General features: G+C 62.8%; 26 protein-coding genes. 12 read left to right on the forward strand and 14 right to left on the reverse strand.

Going from position 1 to position 12,966, the window contains the following annotated elements:
- Window positions 1–77: 77 nt before the first annotated feature.
- On the reverse strand, window positions 78–617 hold the full coding sequence (locus CB0205_RS0107340; protein WP_010316038.1) for a hypothetical protein: 540 nt from the start codon (window positions 615–617) through the stop codon (window positions 78–80).
- A gap of 156 nt (window positions 618–773) precedes the next feature.
- Between CB0205_RS0107340 and CB0205_RS0107345 the strand changes: the two genes are divergently transcribed.
- The 3 genes from CB0205_RS0107345 to CB0205_RS16620 all read left to right on the forward strand — a co-directional run bounded on the left by CB0205_RS0107345 (window position 774) and on the right by CB0205_RS16620 (window position 3,011).
- Window positions 774–1,679 (forward strand): polyphosphate kinase 2 family protein, encoded by a 906-nt coding sequence (locus CB0205_RS0107345; protein WP_010316040.1) that lies wholly within the window; start codon window positions 774–776, stop codon window positions 1,677–1,679.
- 93 nt (window positions 1,680–1,772) lie between these two features.
- Complete coding sequence (locus CB0205_RS0107350; RefSeq protein WP_010316042.1) at window positions 1,773–2,801, forward strand: DUF4912 domain-containing protein; 1,029 nt, start codon at window positions 1,773–1,775, stop codon at window positions 2,799–2,801.
- Between the two features lie 81 nt (window positions 2,802–2,882).
- Window positions 2,883–3,011 (forward strand): hypothetical protein, encoded by a 129-nt coding sequence (locus CB0205_RS16620; protein ID WP_010316044.1) that lies wholly within the window; start codon window positions 2,883–2,885, stop codon window positions 3,009–3,011.
- Between the two features lie 24 nt (window positions 3,012–3,035).
- Here CB0205_RS16620 and CB0205_RS0107360 read toward each other — a convergent pair whose 3' ends face one another.
- The 4 genes from CB0205_RS0107360 to CB0205_RS0107375 are packed head-to-tail and all read right to left on the reverse strand — an operon-like array spanning window position 3,036 to window position 4,274.
- Window positions 3,036–3,323 (reverse strand): hypothetical protein, encoded by a 288-nt coding sequence (locus CB0205_RS0107360; RefSeq protein WP_010316046.1) that lies wholly within the window; start codon window positions 3,321–3,323, stop codon window positions 3,036–3,038.
- Window positions 3,324–3,329: 6 nt separating this feature from the next.
- Window positions 3,330–3,611, reverse strand: a complete 282-nt coding sequence (locus CB0205_RS0107365) for a hypothetical protein (RefSeq protein ID WP_010316047.1) — start codon at window positions 3,609–3,611, stop codon at window positions 3,330–3,332.
- Window positions 3,612–3,659: 48 nt separating this feature from the next.
- The gene (locus tag CB0205_RS0107370; protein ID WP_010316049.1) at window positions 3,660–4,001 is read right to left on the reverse strand and encodes a hypothetical protein; all 342 of its coding nucleotides are present in this window, start codon (window positions 3,999–4,001) and stop codon (window positions 3,660–3,662) included.
- A 54-nt stretch (window positions 4,002–4,055) separates the two neighbouring features.
- A complete protein-coding gene (locus tag CB0205_RS0107375; protein ID WP_232197263.1) occupies window positions 4,056–4,274 on the reverse strand; it encodes a Nif11 family protein in 219 nt (72 codons plus the stop codon).
- Window positions 4,275–4,404: 130 nt separating this feature from the next.
- On the opposite strand from CB0205_RS0107375, the gene CB0205_RS0107380 reads away from it, so the two are divergent.
- Complete coding sequence (locus CB0205_RS0107380) at window positions 4,405–4,764, forward strand: hypothetical protein (RefSeq protein WP_010316054.1); 360 nt, start codon at window positions 4,405–4,407, stop codon at window positions 4,762–4,764.
- Window positions 4,765–4,767: 3 nt separating this feature from the next.
- Here the strand turns inward: CB0205_RS0107380 and CB0205_RS0107385 are convergent, their stop codons facing one another.
- The 3 genes from CB0205_RS0107385 to CB0205_RS16625 are packed head-to-tail and all read right to left on the reverse strand — an operon-like array spanning window position 4,768 to window position 5,313.
- Complete coding sequence (locus CB0205_RS0107385; protein WP_029626211.1) at window positions 4,768–4,977, reverse strand: hypothetical protein; 210 nt, start codon at window positions 4,975–4,977, stop codon at window positions 4,768–4,770.
- A 2-nt stretch (window positions 4,978–4,979) separates the two neighbouring features.
- The gene (locus CB0205_RS0107390; RefSeq protein ID WP_010316058.1) at window positions 4,980–5,174 is read right to left on the reverse strand and encodes a hypothetical protein; all 195 of its coding nucleotides are present in this window, start codon (window positions 5,172–5,174) and stop codon (window positions 4,980–4,982) included.
- Between the two features lie 4 nt (window positions 5,175–5,178).
- Window positions 5,179–5,313: a hypothetical protein gene (locus CB0205_RS16625; protein ID WP_010316060.1), complete on the reverse strand. Its 135-nt coding sequence runs from the start codon at window positions 5,311–5,313 to the stop codon at window positions 5,179–5,181.
- Window positions 5,314–5,454: 141 nt separating this feature from the next.
- Between CB0205_RS16625 and CB0205_RS14435 the strand changes: the two genes are divergently transcribed.
- Together CB0205_RS14435 and CB0205_RS0107405 are read left to right on the forward strand one after the other, a co-directional pair.
- A complete protein-coding gene (locus tag CB0205_RS14435; protein WP_010316062.1) occupies window positions 5,455–6,942 on the forward strand; it encodes an FAD-dependent monooxygenase in 1,488 nt (495 codons plus the stop codon).
- A 103-nt stretch (window positions 6,943–7,045) separates the two neighbouring features.
- Window positions 7,046–8,068 (forward strand): rod shape-determining protein, encoded by a 1,023-nt coding sequence (locus tag CB0205_RS0107405; protein ID WP_029626212.1) that lies wholly within the window; start codon window positions 7,046–7,048, stop codon window positions 8,066–8,068.
- Window positions 8,069–8,116: 48 nt separating this feature from the next.
- Here CB0205_RS0107405 and CB0205_RS0107410 read toward each other — a convergent pair whose 3' ends face one another.
- On the reverse strand, window positions 8,117–8,287 hold the full coding sequence (locus CB0205_RS0107410) for a hypothetical protein (protein ID WP_156797859.1): 171 nt from the start codon (window positions 8,285–8,287) through the stop codon (window positions 8,117–8,119).
- A 45-nt stretch (window positions 8,288–8,332) separates the two neighbouring features.
- The gene (locus CB0205_RS0107415) at window positions 8,333–8,512 is read right to left on the reverse strand and encodes a hypothetical protein (protein ID WP_010316068.1); all 180 of its coding nucleotides are present in this window, start codon (window positions 8,510–8,512) and stop codon (window positions 8,333–8,335) included.
- A 113-nt stretch (window positions 8,513–8,625) separates the two neighbouring features.
- Here CB0205_RS0107415 and CB0205_RS0107420 point away from each other — a divergent pair, with 113 nt between their 5' ends.
- Window positions 8,626–8,949, forward strand: coding sequence for a hypothetical protein (locus CB0205_RS0107420; RefSeq protein ID WP_010316070.1), 324 nt, complete (start codon window positions 8,626–8,628; stop codon window positions 8,947–8,949).
- 12 nt (window positions 8,950–8,961) lie between these two features.
- Here the strand turns inward: CB0205_RS0107420 and CB0205_RS0107425 are convergent, their stop codons facing one another.
- Genes CB0205_RS0107425 through CB0205_RS0107435 form a run of 3 tightly spaced genes read right to left on the reverse strand, consistent with a single transcriptional unit; the run spans window position 8,962 to window position 9,687 of the window.
- Entirely contained in the window at window positions 8,962–9,159 is a 198-nt protein-coding gene (locus tag CB0205_RS0107425; RefSeq protein ID WP_156797860.1) for a hypothetical protein, read from the reverse strand.
- 56 nt (window positions 9,160–9,215) lie between these two features.
- Window positions 9,216–9,431: a chlorophyll a/b-binding protein gene (locus CB0205_RS0107430; RefSeq protein ID WP_010316074.1), complete on the reverse strand. Its 216-nt coding sequence runs from the start codon at window positions 9,429–9,431 to the stop codon at window positions 9,216–9,218.
- Between the two features lie 19 nt (window positions 9,432–9,450).
- A complete protein-coding gene (locus CB0205_RS0107435; RefSeq protein ID WP_010316075.1) occupies window positions 9,451–9,687 on the reverse strand; it encodes a chlorophyll a/b-binding protein in 237 nt (78 codons plus the stop codon).
- 296 nt (window positions 9,688–9,983) lie between these two features.
- On the opposite strand from CB0205_RS0107435, the gene CB0205_RS0107445 reads away from it, so the two are divergent.
- The 4 genes from CB0205_RS0107445 to CB0205_RS16325 all read left to right on the forward strand — a co-directional run bounded on the left by CB0205_RS0107445 (window position 9,984) and on the right by CB0205_RS16325 (window position 11,695).
- Window positions 9,984–10,385 (forward strand): YccF domain-containing protein, encoded by a 402-nt coding sequence (locus CB0205_RS0107445; RefSeq protein ID WP_010316079.1) that lies wholly within the window; start codon window positions 9,984–9,986, stop codon window positions 10,383–10,385.
- Between the two features lie 219 nt (window positions 10,386–10,604).
- Entirely contained in the window at window positions 10,605–10,841 is a 237-nt protein-coding gene (locus CB0205_RS0107450) for a hypothetical protein (RefSeq protein WP_010316082.1), read from the forward strand.
- 93 nt (window positions 10,842–10,934) lie between these two features.
- Window positions 10,935–11,345: a cupin domain-containing protein gene (locus CB0205_RS0107455; RefSeq protein ID WP_010316083.1), complete on the forward strand. Its 411-nt coding sequence runs from the start codon at window positions 10,935–10,937 to the stop codon at window positions 11,343–11,345.
- Window positions 11,346–11,548: 203 nt separating this feature from the next.
- Window positions 11,549–11,695, forward strand: a complete 147-nt coding sequence (locus tag CB0205_RS16325; protein ID WP_198001916.1) for a hypothetical protein — start codon at window positions 11,549–11,551, stop codon at window positions 11,693–11,695.
- Window positions 11,696–11,831: 136 nt separating this feature from the next.
- Here CB0205_RS16325 and CB0205_RS0107465 read toward each other — a convergent pair whose 3' ends face one another.
- Window positions 11,832–12,743 carry a bestrophin family ion channel gene (locus CB0205_RS0107465; RefSeq protein WP_010316087.1) on the reverse strand — a complete coding sequence of 304 codons (912 nt, stop codon included), beginning with the start codon at window positions 12,741–12,743 and terminating at the stop codon, window positions 11,832–11,834.
- A 53-nt stretch (window positions 12,744–12,796) separates the two neighbouring features.
- On the opposite strand from CB0205_RS0107465, the gene CB0205_RS15915 reads away from it, so the two are divergent.
- A complete protein-coding gene (locus tag CB0205_RS15915; RefSeq protein WP_010316090.1) occupies window positions 12,797–12,958 on the forward strand; it encodes a hypothetical protein in 162 nt (53 codons plus the stop codon).
- Window positions 12,959–12,966 lie beyond the last annotated feature (8 nt).

A 12,966-nucleotide genomic window follows, 5' to 3' on the forward strand; every position in this document is an offset into this window, starting at 1 on the left:
GCTGATGGCCGCTGTTCCACCTCGGCGGTACTTCTGCTCTAGCCAGGACCTGGGCGGTTGGCAGCGGGTGCTTCTGCTTAGTTGCTGACGATCAGGGTCTGGGCTGCACTGCGGCGGACCAGCTCGGCCAGGCTCAACATCTCGGCCCTGTGGATCAGGCCGATGCAACCGCCGGTTCCGCTGTTCCAGTTGCGGCCTGCACTTGGGTCCAGGTGGATTCCTAAGACGCGGCGGCCCGTGCGGAAGAGGGGCTCGAGGCCGATCCAGACGGGGCCGAGCTCCCGCGGATACTCATGGCCCAATGGTTCGACTGCGCCGATCGAATAGGTCCCTGGCGGGAGGGGCGCCTGGCTACCCAGTTGGTGCCGGTTGGCGCCTTGGTATTCCGCCCGTCCGCTGACGGCTTCGAAATGCCGCACCGGTTGTCCAGGGATCTCGAGTTTCAGGTCCCAGATCGGATCCCCTGTGCGGGGGAGGCGGCGGTTGGTGCGCTCAAGCGTCAGCCTTGGGGCTGGCGCTTCCGGCTCGGCAATGGCCAGCTCTTGGGCCGCGGCGGATGGTGCCAGGGTTGCGGCGAGAACGCAGCCACCCAGCAGCTGACCAAGCTTGCGACCCATGGGACTCCCGCGTGAGATCGAGGTGTCCTAGGGGGATTTCTTTTTCTCTTTTCAGAGAAAAACCAGTTGTGCAGTCGGCTCAGCGGCTGTCAGGGCTGACATCGCCTCCTGTGGTGGTCAGGGTGACTTCAGGCGATTGCGGTTCTGAGGCTGCCGATGGAGAGGGAACTGAGCCAGGTGCTTCAGCAGTGCCATCACCTCACCAGGCCCTATCGAATCGACAGCGGGGATGGATTCCGGCTGAATCAGATCGATCCTGGCGACACCCTGGAGCTGCCCTCCGACAAGAAGGCGGCCAGAGAGGCACTCGAGCAGGGCGTTCAGATGCTCTCGGAGCTGCAGCAGCGTCTTTATGCCCAGAACAAGTGGGCGGTGCTGCTGATCTTTCAAGCGATGGACGCCGCGGGCAAGGACGGAACGATCAAGCATGTGATGAGTGGGGTGAATCCCCAGGGCTGCCAGGTGACCTCCTTTAAAGCCCCCTCTGCGCTGGACCTTGATCACGACTACCTCTGGCGCGCCAATCAAGCCCTGCCGGAGCGCGGGCGCATCGGGATTTTTAACCGCAGTTACTACGAAGAGACCCTGGTGGTGCGGGTCCATCCGGAGCTGTTGGCCAAGCAGTCCTTGCCGCCTGATTTGGTCGGGCCAAAGCTCTGGAAACAGCGTTTCGAGGACATTCGCCACTACGAGCGCTATCTGAGCCGTAACGGGGTGGTGGTCCTGAAGTTCTTTTTGCACCTCTCCAAAGAGGAGCAAAAGCGCCGTTTCCTGCAGCGTTTGGAGCGTCCCGAGAAGAACTGGAAGTTTTCAGCGGCTGATATCCGCGAGAGGGGGTTCTGGGAGGACTACAGCCAGGCCTATGAGGAGATGATTCGCGAGACCGCCACAGCCCATGCGCCGTGGTTTGTTGTCCCGGCTGATCACAAGTGGTTCACCCGCTTGGTGGTCGCAGCGGCGGTGATTGAGAGTTTGGATGGCCTGGATCTGCGCTATCCCGAGGTCAGCCAGGAGGCCAAACAGGCCCTGGCCCAGGCGCGCGAGCAGTTGCTGGCTGAGTGATGCGGTCGCCTGTCGTAGCGATCCGCTGACAGAGCCGCTGCTGAGTGAGGGAAGTCGGTGACGATGGGTCCCGTCGCCATCCAGGGCTGAACCGTGACGCAAAGCAACTCCAACGCCAAGAGCAGCAACCAGCGTCCCTTCGCCTGGATCCGCGACCTGATTCCCTCGGGGATCAAAGAAAAGATTAAGGAGACGGTTCCTGGGATCGCTCCGCCTCCCAGCGACTCCATCGAGGTTGTCGAGGGTGTCCAGGACGCTTCCACCCACTTGGTGTTTCTACCCCGTGATCCCCAATGGGCCTACTGCTTCTGGTCCATCAGCGCGGCGGATCGCAAGAGCGCCCAGAAGGACGGTGCGACCCAGCTCTGCATTCGTCTAGCGGACGTGACGGGCCTAGGCGGCGAGCAGTCCCATCCCCACACCCTGCAGGAGCTGGTGGTGGATGGCAACGCCAGTGAATGGTTCTTGCCCGTGCCCCTCGATGGCCGCGACTACCGGGTCGAGTTGGGCTATCGCCTGCGCTCCGGTGGTTGGTATTCCCTGGCCTTCTCGGCCGTGGCTCACGTCCCAGGCATGGAGCCCTCCCAGCGCATTGCCGATGCCTTTGTTCCCTTCTCCCTGGAGGTTGGCCCGAGCGCTGCTCCTCAAGCGCTGACCACCCCCAGCTTTGGTGCGGGCGTGCAGCACGAGCAGCACTACCAGCGGGCGACCCTTCCCACCCGTAGCCGCCGCGTCGGCTCCGAGGTGCTGCACGAATACGACCTGGCGGGCCCTGGTCCCCTGAATGATTCCGGGGTGGGTGTCTGGGCCAGTGGCCGCACCGAGTCCGGTGCTGGCGCAGCCCGTCAGCGCTCCTTCTGGTTGGTGGCTGATGCCGAGCTGATCGTCTACGGCGCCACGGATCCCTCCGCCAGCCTGTTCATCGGTGACGAGCAGATTCAGCTGGAGCGCGATGGCACCTTCCGCATTCACGTCCCCTTCCGTGATGGTGAGCAGCTCTACCCGGTTCGCGCGATTGCCGCTGATGGTGAGCAGGAGCGCTCCATTGCGATGGAGTTTGAGCGCCGCACCCCCCACGCTCGGGTCAACACCGCCGAAGAGGCCCAGACCGAGTGGTTCTAACGGCTGGTTTTCGACAGGTCTCGGAAACCCCCGCTTTCCGTTGCGGCGGTGCTAAAAAAATCCAGTTCTGATCGTTCCGGAATGGACTACCTCGTGCTTGCCTCCGCTGTCGCTCCCCGAGGCGTTCCCGTGATCCTGCCGGCCCTCGGCGGTGCAGGTTTGATTGCTCTGCTGGTCTTCTTCCTGTCTCAGGCTTCCGCCAAGAGCTGAGACCGTTCATCGAAGCCGCCGCGCCTAGTCCTGGGCGGCGGCTTTTTTGTGTTCGGCTTCGGCTGGATCGGGCTGCGTGAAGGTCAAGACGCAGTAGTAGCGCGTATTGCCGTAGCCGATCTCCACGTCGTTGCAGTTGCTGCTGGTCACCCTGGCCCCCTTGGGCAGTTGTGACATGGCCTCCTGCCAGGCCTGTTGGCGGCTAAGGGGTGATTGCGAGGAGACGGATCCTTCCGCAGCCAGGCCCTGCATTGAGAATCCAAGCAGTGCGGCGGTGCCGACGGCCAAGCTGCTCTGGCGCCAACCGTTCATTGGGGTTCAGCGGCTCTCTCCAGACATAGCTACGGACGGCTCCAGTCCGTTGATCCAGCGCCGACCGGCGGGGACCAGGGACTGCTCGACTTCCCGCCAGGGAAATCCCCCCTGCTTGCAGTCGAGGTCCTCCCCCATGCCGTAGCCCAGGCCGTCATGGACCTCCTCGAGGGCCTGCGGGAAGTTCAGCTGCTTGATCGAGGCGTAGACCCGCGCAATCGCGTTGACCTCGCCGGGGGTGCTGCTCCCGTTGGCGTAACGCTCACGTAGCGCTTGTGCAGAGTGCATGGGCTGGGCCTTCCCCTCTGCCCTCAAGGCTGGCAGCGGATTGCTGGGCTAGCTCGGATTGAGGGCCTGACATTCGAAAAACGTTTCCTTCAGGCTGCTGTGATCGCGATCCAGCGATCCCGTCCCTTGCATGGCCATGCTTAGCCGCGATTCCAGTCCGAGCAGCGCGGTGTAGCAGCGCAGTTGGTTGGCATCATCGGCGCGGTTTTTCAGTTGATGGGAGATTCCCATCGCTGCGCTGCAGTCCGCCCGCGAACCACCGTTGAAGCAGCGCATGGCCGCCTGTTGCAGGCTGAGCAGGGACTGGGCCTGGGCCGCTGGAGCGGCCAGCAGCGCGAACAGCAGGAGCCAACGGCGGTTCAACGGGGCATCGGCCGATGAGCGCAACATTAAGAAGCCGGCCCCGATTGGAGCCGGCTGCGGACGTCTTGCGTTGTGATCGCGCTAGTGCGCTTGCGGAGCCTCCTCGCTGTGGTCGTGCTGCCAGCGGGTCAGGGTCGCTGGGGAGAACTTGTGTCCATGCTTGCGGGCAACAGAAACCACGCAGCTGTTGTTTGCGCCGCACTTGTCGAGCTCGCGCTGCATGCTTGTGTTGCCCTTGGCTTTACGCATGAACAGTTCAAGTTGATGTCTTGACATGGCGTATTCCATGGAAAGATCCACCTACCGCTAGCGGTAGATCTGCTGCGATTGGCCTGAGTTCAGCTTCTCTCCCTGTTGAAGATTGTCTGTGTTTGTTCTCTCTATTCAGAGAAAAAGATCGGGTCTTGGCTCGCTCGGTAGGGTCATCGGCATGAACGTTGCATCCCCTCTGGCCCGTCTTCTGGGCGCTTCTGCGGCTGCCGTTGCCGTCTTGGCTGCTCCAGTCTTCGCGGCGGAGCCTGATCCCTATGCCCAGTTCATGGGGCACTACGAACGGGTCTTGAAGGCTCAGAATTCGGGCGATCTCTATCGGCTCTGCCGCTCCATGCAGGCGATGGATGGCCTGTTGATTGAGCACTTCGCCGTGTTTGAGCAGCGCGATCCCGCTACGGACTGGATGGAGGTGCGGGCTTCCTACAAGCCTGTCCTCGACGACCAGTGCGGCCAGGTCAGTGTTCCCCAGAAGAGCCCGCCGAAGGGGGATGCTCCTGCTGCCAACCCCCAGAGCTAAGGCTCAGTCGTCGCTCTGCAGGAAGCGCGGAGCGAAGCGCCAGGCCAACACAAGGCTCGCGAGGCCGTAGGCCACAAAGGTGGTCGCTTGGCCGAAGCTGCCCGTGCCATACAGCTCACGCTCCAGCAGGACGTAATCCATCACGGACGCCACTGTCCCCCAGAGGATCACCCAAACCGAGACATAGGCAATGCCCTTGAGCGTGCGTTCCATGCTCACCACATCCACTCGTCAGGGGAGGGGATGCCGCTTTCGCGGCGCACCCGAGCGATGCGTTCGCTGGCGCGCTGCTGTTCTTCGCTGCGGCTGAGCCAGGGCCGAATCCGATTGGCCGCCTTGCTGGCATCCAGGGCGGAGGGCAGTCGGGTCAGCTTGTAGTTCGCCCCGTTATGGGTGGTGGTCTCCGTCATCGCGCTATCGGTTCAGCCAAAGCTTGATCGCAACCGTGGCGGCGGCCGCCGCCAAGATCCAATAGAGCCAGGTCAGGTTCAGCACCGTCGCCAGCACCAGGCCGATCACAAAGAAGACCAGAAATCGGCCGAGGGTCATTTCTGCTTCGCTTGATAAATCGACCCTAACGCACTGCGGCGGTTGCTCTCTCAGTGAAAGAAGCCGCCAAAAAAGAAGTGGAACTCTCCATGCCCAACGCGTGTTGTTGTGCAGACTTGGCGGAGAGTTGACGTTGGTCTGATGTCCCAACCGGTGTTGGTGGTTGGAGCGGGGCCGGTGGGTCTCACCCTGGCGCTGGCCCTGCGTCAGCAGGACATCGCCGTTCGGGTGGTGGAACGGGAGCCGAAACCCTCCGAGCGCTCCAAGGCCCTGGTGATCTGGCCGCGGACCCTGGAGTTGTTGGATCTCCAGGGCTGCGTTGAGCCTTTCTTGAAGGCTGGGATTCAGGGCCATGGAGCTCGGATCCAGGCCGGTCAACGCCTTCTGGCGGCGCTCTCCTTTTCCAAGGTGCAGAGCGCCTTCCCCTACGCCTTGATGATTCCCCAGAACCGCACGGAGGCGGTCCTGACCCAGTTGCTGGCGGAGCGGGGCGTGTCAGTCGAGCGCCAGTTGGAACTCAGCCGGTTCACCGCCTCCGATGGCGGTGTGACGGCCGAACTCAGCCGAGCCGATGGCAGCAAGGAAACGATGGAGTGCAGTTATCTGCTGGGCTGCGATGGTGCCCACAGCCTTGTGCGCCATCAGCTGGGTCTGGCCTACAGCGGCGAAACCCTGGAATCGAATTGGGTTCTGGCGGACGTCAAGCTCGACGGCCCCGCAGCTTCCGATCAGGTGGCCGTGGTCTGGAATCCCGAGGGGATCCTGGCCCTGTTCCCGATCGTCGGAGATCGCTTCCGCATCATTGGCGATGTCTCGGGGACGGAGGCGGCCGATCCGAGCCTGGAGCAGGTTCAGAGCCTGGTGGAGCAGCGCTTGGGATCAGGCTTCCGCGCCCATGATCCGATCTGGCTCAGTCATTTCCGGATCAACGAGCGCAAGGTCGATCGCTACAGCGTCGGTCGGGTCTTCTTGGCGGGGGATGCGGCCCATATCCACAGCCCGGCCGGGGGCCAGGGCATGAACACCGGGATGCAGGATGCCTTCAACTTGGCTTGGAAACTGGCCCTAGTGCTGCAGGGCAAGGCGGGGCCACAGCTGCTGGAGACCTATTCCCCGGAACGCAGCGGGATTGGCGATCGGGTGCTGCGCAATGCCGGTGTGTTGACGCGGGTGGCTCTGCTGCGGCAGCCCCTGCTGCGTCGGCTGCGGAATCTGGCGTTCACGAATTTGGGCCGCAGTCGTCGCGTTCAAGGTCGCCTGGTGGCGCAGCTCTGCGAGACCGATCTGCACTACCGCGGCAGTGCCCTGGCTCCGGTTCTGGCTCGCTCAGGAGGCGGACTGCGCCCCGGTGAGCGCACGCCGGATCTGCCCTGCCAGGGCCCCAGTGGCCAGACGCGACTGCACGCCCTGCTGCGCTCCGGTCGCTTTGTGTTGCTGTCTGTTGGTGCGCCGCTGCCGCCGGCCGGCTCTGCCCTGGCGAGCGATTGGTTGGTTCCGGCCAGCGCAGAACCCCAGGAGGGCTACGTGGCTGGCCAGACCTATCTGATTAGGCCGGATGCCTACCTCTGCAGCAGCAGCCCCAGTGCCGATCAGGAGCGCCTTGTGGCCCTGTGGGATCAGTGGCGCTGAGCTGGTTTTCGACGAGTTGCATCGAAGAGTGGAAGATTTGATTAAGTCCGAAGAACGGATATTCAGGTTTGATCAGTTTTGGGTTGATCAGCAAAAAAACACCATGTTCTGGCCTTTCCGGACTAACTCCTCCATCGGTGTCGATCTGGGGACGGCGAACACCCTGATGTACGTATCAGGCAAAGGAATCGTCCTCGACGAGCCCTCAGTTGTCGCTCTTGATTTAGAACGCGGCATCCCACTGGAGGTGGGAGAAGGCGCGAAACGCATGATCGGTAAAACACCTAAAGCGATCCAGGCGATTCGTCCCCTGCGCGATGGCGTGATTGCTGATTACGCCGCCGCCGAGCTCATGATCCAAACCTTCATGCGCCGCGGTAATGCCGGTAAGTCCACCGCCCCTCGCATGGTGGTTGGCATCCCCAGCAGCATCACCGACGTGGAGCGCCGGGCTGTCCGTGAAGCCGGCATCACCGGCTCCAAAGAGGTCTATCTGATCGATGAGACCGTTGCCGCCGCCATCGGCGCTGGCCTGCCGATCACCGAGCCCGTCGGCAGCATGATCGTTGACATCGGTGGTGGCACAACCGACGTTGCTGTTCTGAGCCTCGGCTCACCCGTGTCGAGCGAGTCCATTCGGATTGCCGGTGATGAAATCACCGAGAGCATTGCGGACTACCTCAAAAAGACCTATGGCCTGGTGATCGGTGAATCCACCGCTGAGAAGGTCAAGATCAGCATCGGCTCGGCCCATTCCAATGCCCGCAACGATGAGCGGCATATGGAGGTGAGCGGCTTCAACAACCGCACCGGACTTCCCGAGAGCATCACCGTCACCGCCGGTGAAATTCGTGAGGCGATCCAACAACCTCTTGGTGCCATCGTCGACTCGATTAAGCGCGTCCTGGAGAGCACTCCCCCTGAGCTCGCCGCTGACGTTCACGCCCGCGGAATCGTGCTCGCCGGTGGTGGTGCCTTGATCCCGGGGATCAGTGACTTGATTACTGAATCCACGGGCATCTTCACCATCGTTGCCGATGATCCGCTCCACTGTGTCGTCAATGGCTGCGGTCATGTTCTTGAGGATTGGCAGAACCTCAAGCGCTGCACCAGCGCTGACGCCTAGGTCCGTTAAAACACTGGCCCCCGGATCACCCGGGGGCTTTTTTGTGTCCTAGCTGGCCTGGGTGAGGGCCAGGAGTGCCAGCACCTTGTCTTCCAGTTGGTTGATTCGTCTCCACTGCGCGGTGCCCATCGTGCTGGGGGCCAGCTCAGCGCGCAGGTCCTCCAATAGGCCCAGGGTCTCTCGGGCGGTGCTCTGGAGTGACGCCGTCTTGATCTTCATCAAGGATCCGCAGTCGAGCCCATCAAACAAGCCCCTTCGTTGGCGTCAAGGGCTGTTCTCTTCATGCCAATAGAGCAGGGAGTTGGCTCGGTGCAAACCAGTGACGGTCTGGCAGAGGCCTGAGGCCCAGCAGACCCGGTAGTCGCCATCACGCAGGGCTTCGATGCTGGAGCCCTTGGGGGTGATCACCAGCACCCGGTCTGGATTGATTGCGCAATGCTCCATCGCCTTCTCGTCTGCCGATCAGTCATGGCTCAGCTGCCTGGGGATTGGCAAGCCTGGGCCTGGCCTGAATTTTTCGCCTGCGCGAGGTATTTAGACAGTGTTAGGGCTGGTTCATGGACCAGATCCAACGACCAGAATTCGAGACTGTCCTCACGACGCTGCACCAGAGTTTCTCCGGTGATCGGGGTGTGGGACGGGCCTTTTGGGAGAAGGGGCTGATCGAGCGCGTGGAGTCCCATGCGCTCACGCCCCATCGCCTCAAGGAGGCCTGCGGATTGGTGCGCTCCTACGAATGGGCCGAGCACTACGTGCTGGAGGCCCCTGATCTCCATGAGGCCTGGAGCCGTTCTTTGGAGGTGCTGACCGCCACCAACAACCTGCTGGCCTGGGCCTCGGAGTTGGGGTTGATCTATTCGCGCTCCACCAGTGCGGATTGACGCTCCTCGGGGCTAGAGCGTCGAGCGCCACTCGTTGAGCAGCTGGTAGCGCCACTCCGGCCTGATCAGCTCGCTGCGGAAGACCGCGAACTGGTGTTGTGGGTAGTCCGCTTCGGCGAGCGACTTGGCCTGCTGCCGGTTCTCTGCGACCACGTGGAAGCGGCCATAGTCAGCCGGCCCGGAGTGAAAGACCTCAAAAATGTGATTCATCGCGTCCATGGCCTCTGCCTCCGGCCTAGCAACGCGATGCCCTTGTCGTCAGCGCCTCAGCTCAGATACCAGCGCACCAGCGCCAAGACCTGGCCGGCTGGCCCAAAGCCCGTGAGCCATTCGCCAACGAGCGCTGCGGCAAAGCCGACCATGGCGACCCGGCCGTTGAGTTGCTCGACGGCCTTCAGAGCGGAGACGTCCCAGGGTCTCTGGGAGGTCATGCTCTTACCGAAGGACTCGACCGGTTCGTAGCGGAACTCCTGTTTGTTCATCGCGAGCGCCTGGGCCGGATCAGAAACAGAAGGGAAGGTACTGGGTGTGGCAGGCGGCGTAGCCGTCAATCAGGGGACCCAGGCCGATCTGGTGGGCGATGCCCTGGCCGGTGAGGCCCTCGGTGATGATCCCGATCACGATGCCGAGCATCGCCATCCGACCGTTGAAGCGCTCGACCTGCTTGAGCTGCTGCGCGTGAATCAGCTCTTCAGCGCGGTTCTGGCACCACTGGTCTGTGACTTGGTTGTTGTTCATGACTGTTGGGGTTCGGATTTGAGTAGGGATGCGGCGATCCAGCCGGCGAAGAGAAGAACTGCGGTCAGGGCCATCGTTTATTTGCGGGTGGGGCCCAGGTCGCTGGGACGAGAGAGCACATACACCACCCCTGCGGTCAGGAGCGCACCCACGACAACCATCGCTGTGATGGCCATCCCGTAATCGGCTTCCATGGTGGTGTTGCGAAACGTAAAGCAAATGTAACTCTCTGTAACGTGCTTTGGCAAGTCGTCTGCGCCGGCTCGACAGTCCCGTTAACGCGACCGGCAGCTTCCTTGTTCCGTTTCCTGTTCAACCTGCTGTGGTTTGTCCTGGGCGGACTGGTCATGGGCCTGGGCTGGTGGTTCGCAGGCCTGCTCTGTGCCATCAGCGTGGTGGGCCTGCCCTGGGCTCGCTCCTGCTTCGTGATCGGAAACTTCTCCTTTTGGCCTTTCGGTCAGGAGGCCATTTCGCGCCAGACCCTCACGGGCCGCCGCGATTGGGGTACGGGTCCACTGGGGACCATGGGAAACGTGATTTGGTTTCTCGTGGCCGGTTGGTGGCTGGCGATCGGTCACCTGGCCTCAGCCCTGGCCTGCTTCCTCACGGTTGTGGGAATTCCCTTTGGCCTGCAGCACATCAAGTTGGCGCTGATCGCATTGGCTCCCGTCGGCATGACGGTCGTTCCGAAGCGTTGAGCTGGGCTCATCCAGAAGCGAGGCCTTGAGCAGTCCGGCGATGCCCCAGATCAGTTCCAGCGGATCGGTGAGCAGCAGCACAACGGCAGGGCCTGGTCCCCTTCCCTAGCGACGCGGCTGGATCAGCGGATCGAGACGCAGGGTTCTGTTCAGCTTTTGCGCAGGTGTGTGTTGCAGGCCGTCGCTCTGGCTAGGACGAGGGTCCACCTCCCACTTGCCATGCTTCGGCGCTACCAGGTCTGGAGTTGCAGTTCCTCCACTCCGGGTGCGCGCTCAGTGCAGGCGGAGAACCGTGAGCAGGCCATTGCCCTGGCGCGGCGCTTCCATCCGACGGGCCCCCTGGTGGCCATCGACGCGGAGTTGATGGAGCTAGCGCACCCGATCGCTGGTGAAGGCGGCCACCATCCAGGCCAGCAGGCTGAGCACCGCGGCACCAAAGGCGAGGAAGGCCAATAGGACGTGTTCCATCGCTCCCTTTTAGGACGCTTGCCTGTGAATCGCTGCTCATGGCTAACGCCTCTGGCCCTCATTTGTCTCTGCGGCGTACTGGTGCCAGAGGCCTGGGCCCATGACGACCACGGAGCCGCTGGCCTCGGTGTCGAGGTCAGGGAACTCGCGAACTCCAGCAAGGAGTGGGATGGCCGGACCCTTCCGCCCTATCCATCCGGTCAGCCCCAGGTCAAGGTCCTGCGGATCACGATCCCTGCGGGGGTTCGTCTTCCCTTGCATTGGCATCCGGTGATCAATGCCGCGGTGATTCTCAAGGGCGCCCTCTCCCTGGAGTTGGCGGATGGCTCCAGGCGGACCTTTGGCGAGGGCGAGGCCTTGGTGGAGGTGGTCAATACCGTCCACACCGGACAGGCCCTGGGCGATGGCCCCGTGGAGCTGGTCGTCTTCTATGCGGGAGTGCAGGGTTCCCCTACGACGGTCCTGACCACAACGGCCCAGCCCCCGCGTTAGCGCCGGAGCGGCTGGCGGCCTGATGCCACATCAGCAAGGTCGCGAATTCGCGGTTCGCCCGTTCGCTATCGCTGGCGCACTGCTGGCGCAGCCAGGCGCAGCGAGCCAGGTGCGCGAGGTCGGAGGCCGGGAGGCTGATGGGGATGCCCTGCGAACCTGCTCAGCCTGCCACCAGGCAGGATGCAGCAGTTGCGCTGAAGCCGGTGAAAGAGATCAGTTTTTGGGAATGGCTCCTGCGCCTCTCCGGCAAGGTCGCGGCTGTCTCCGGTGTGATCGGCCTGTTGGTCTGGCTCACCTGGGTGATGCTCGACGTGAAGAACATGCAGTCGGGCTTCACCCTTCCCACCTAAGAGGGTGCTGACGGCGCAGGGTGTCTTCCTCCGCGTGCGCCGTGGCGCTCCGCCAGCTCCTTGATCGTGGCCTTGCTCGTCAGAAGGGCAGCGTGTTGATTGCTACAGCGGACCTTTAAAAAAGCTGAGGTTTGCCCTAGGACCAGCGGCTGGGGTCCCGGCTGATGGGTAGCCGCCCCAAGGGAGAGGTCGGCAGGAGGTCGGCGCTGATGGTGCTGCAGATCGCATCCATCGGCACGCAAAAGCTGCTGCCGTCTTGATCAAAGGGCCCCTCGACGTAGGCGCCGATTCGCTCAGCGGTGATGAAGCCCAGAAAGAGCACCGCGCCGGTCCAGGCGGAGTCGCGGCTGGCAAAGCTGGCGAAGAGGGCGTAGCCATAGAGCCAGCAGATCAGGCGGATGAAGACGTCGTAGGTCGGCGGTAGCGGAGTGTTGCGAATGCGCTGCAGGCCGCCCAGGGAATTGATGAAGGCGCTGCTGCAGCGCAGCAGGGCATCGCGTCCCCAGTCGTTGATGGCGCCTTGGCTGTAGAGCGATCCGATGAGCTGCGCCCTGTGCTGCAGGCTGCGCTGCAGGCTGGTGTCCGCGGGGAGTCCCAGGCTGCGGCTGAGGGCATCCACCAGGGTGCGGGCATCGCTGCACCAGATCCCACGCAGCTCAAAATTCAGCACCCAGCACTGCAGCACCTGCAGCGCCACCAGTTGCTGCTGTTGCTGGCGGCAGGACTCCTGGCTGCCGATCAGGGTCTGCAGGGTGTCGCGCCATTGCCGCGCTTCGTTGGTGATCGATCCCCAGAGCACTCGGGCCTCCCACCAACGGTTGATCGCCTGGGTGTTGCGAAAGCCCACGAAGATCGAGACCGCGATCCCCAGCATGGAGAGGCCCGAGCCATCAATGATCGAGAGGTCCCCGACCTGGGGATCGGCCTTGATGGCCAGGGCTAGCCCGCAGAGCACCAGCATCAGCAGCAGGTCCAGGCGCATCCGCAGCAGCAGTTCCCACAGCACCCAGGGGATGTTGCGGCGAGCCATCTTGGGCGGCTGACTCACTGGGACTCGGAGGGCTGCATCGATCATCATTCCCCTCCCCTCCAGCGTCGACCATGGCCGATTGGACACCCACCCCTGAGCAGCGCGATGGCGTGATCGCACGCACGTTGGAGTTCTTCCGCGATGAATGCGATGAGCTGCAGCAGGAGCTGGGTTGTCCGGAGGCTTTCATTGCTGAGTTGCTCACGGCCTTGGCCCAGACCTACGTCCGCTGAACTGCCCC

The organism is Synechococcus sp. CB0205 (genome assembly GCF_000179255.1).
Classification (GTDB): domain Bacteria; phylum Cyanobacteriota; class Cyanobacteriia; order PCC-6307; family Cyanobiaceae; genus Vulcanococcus.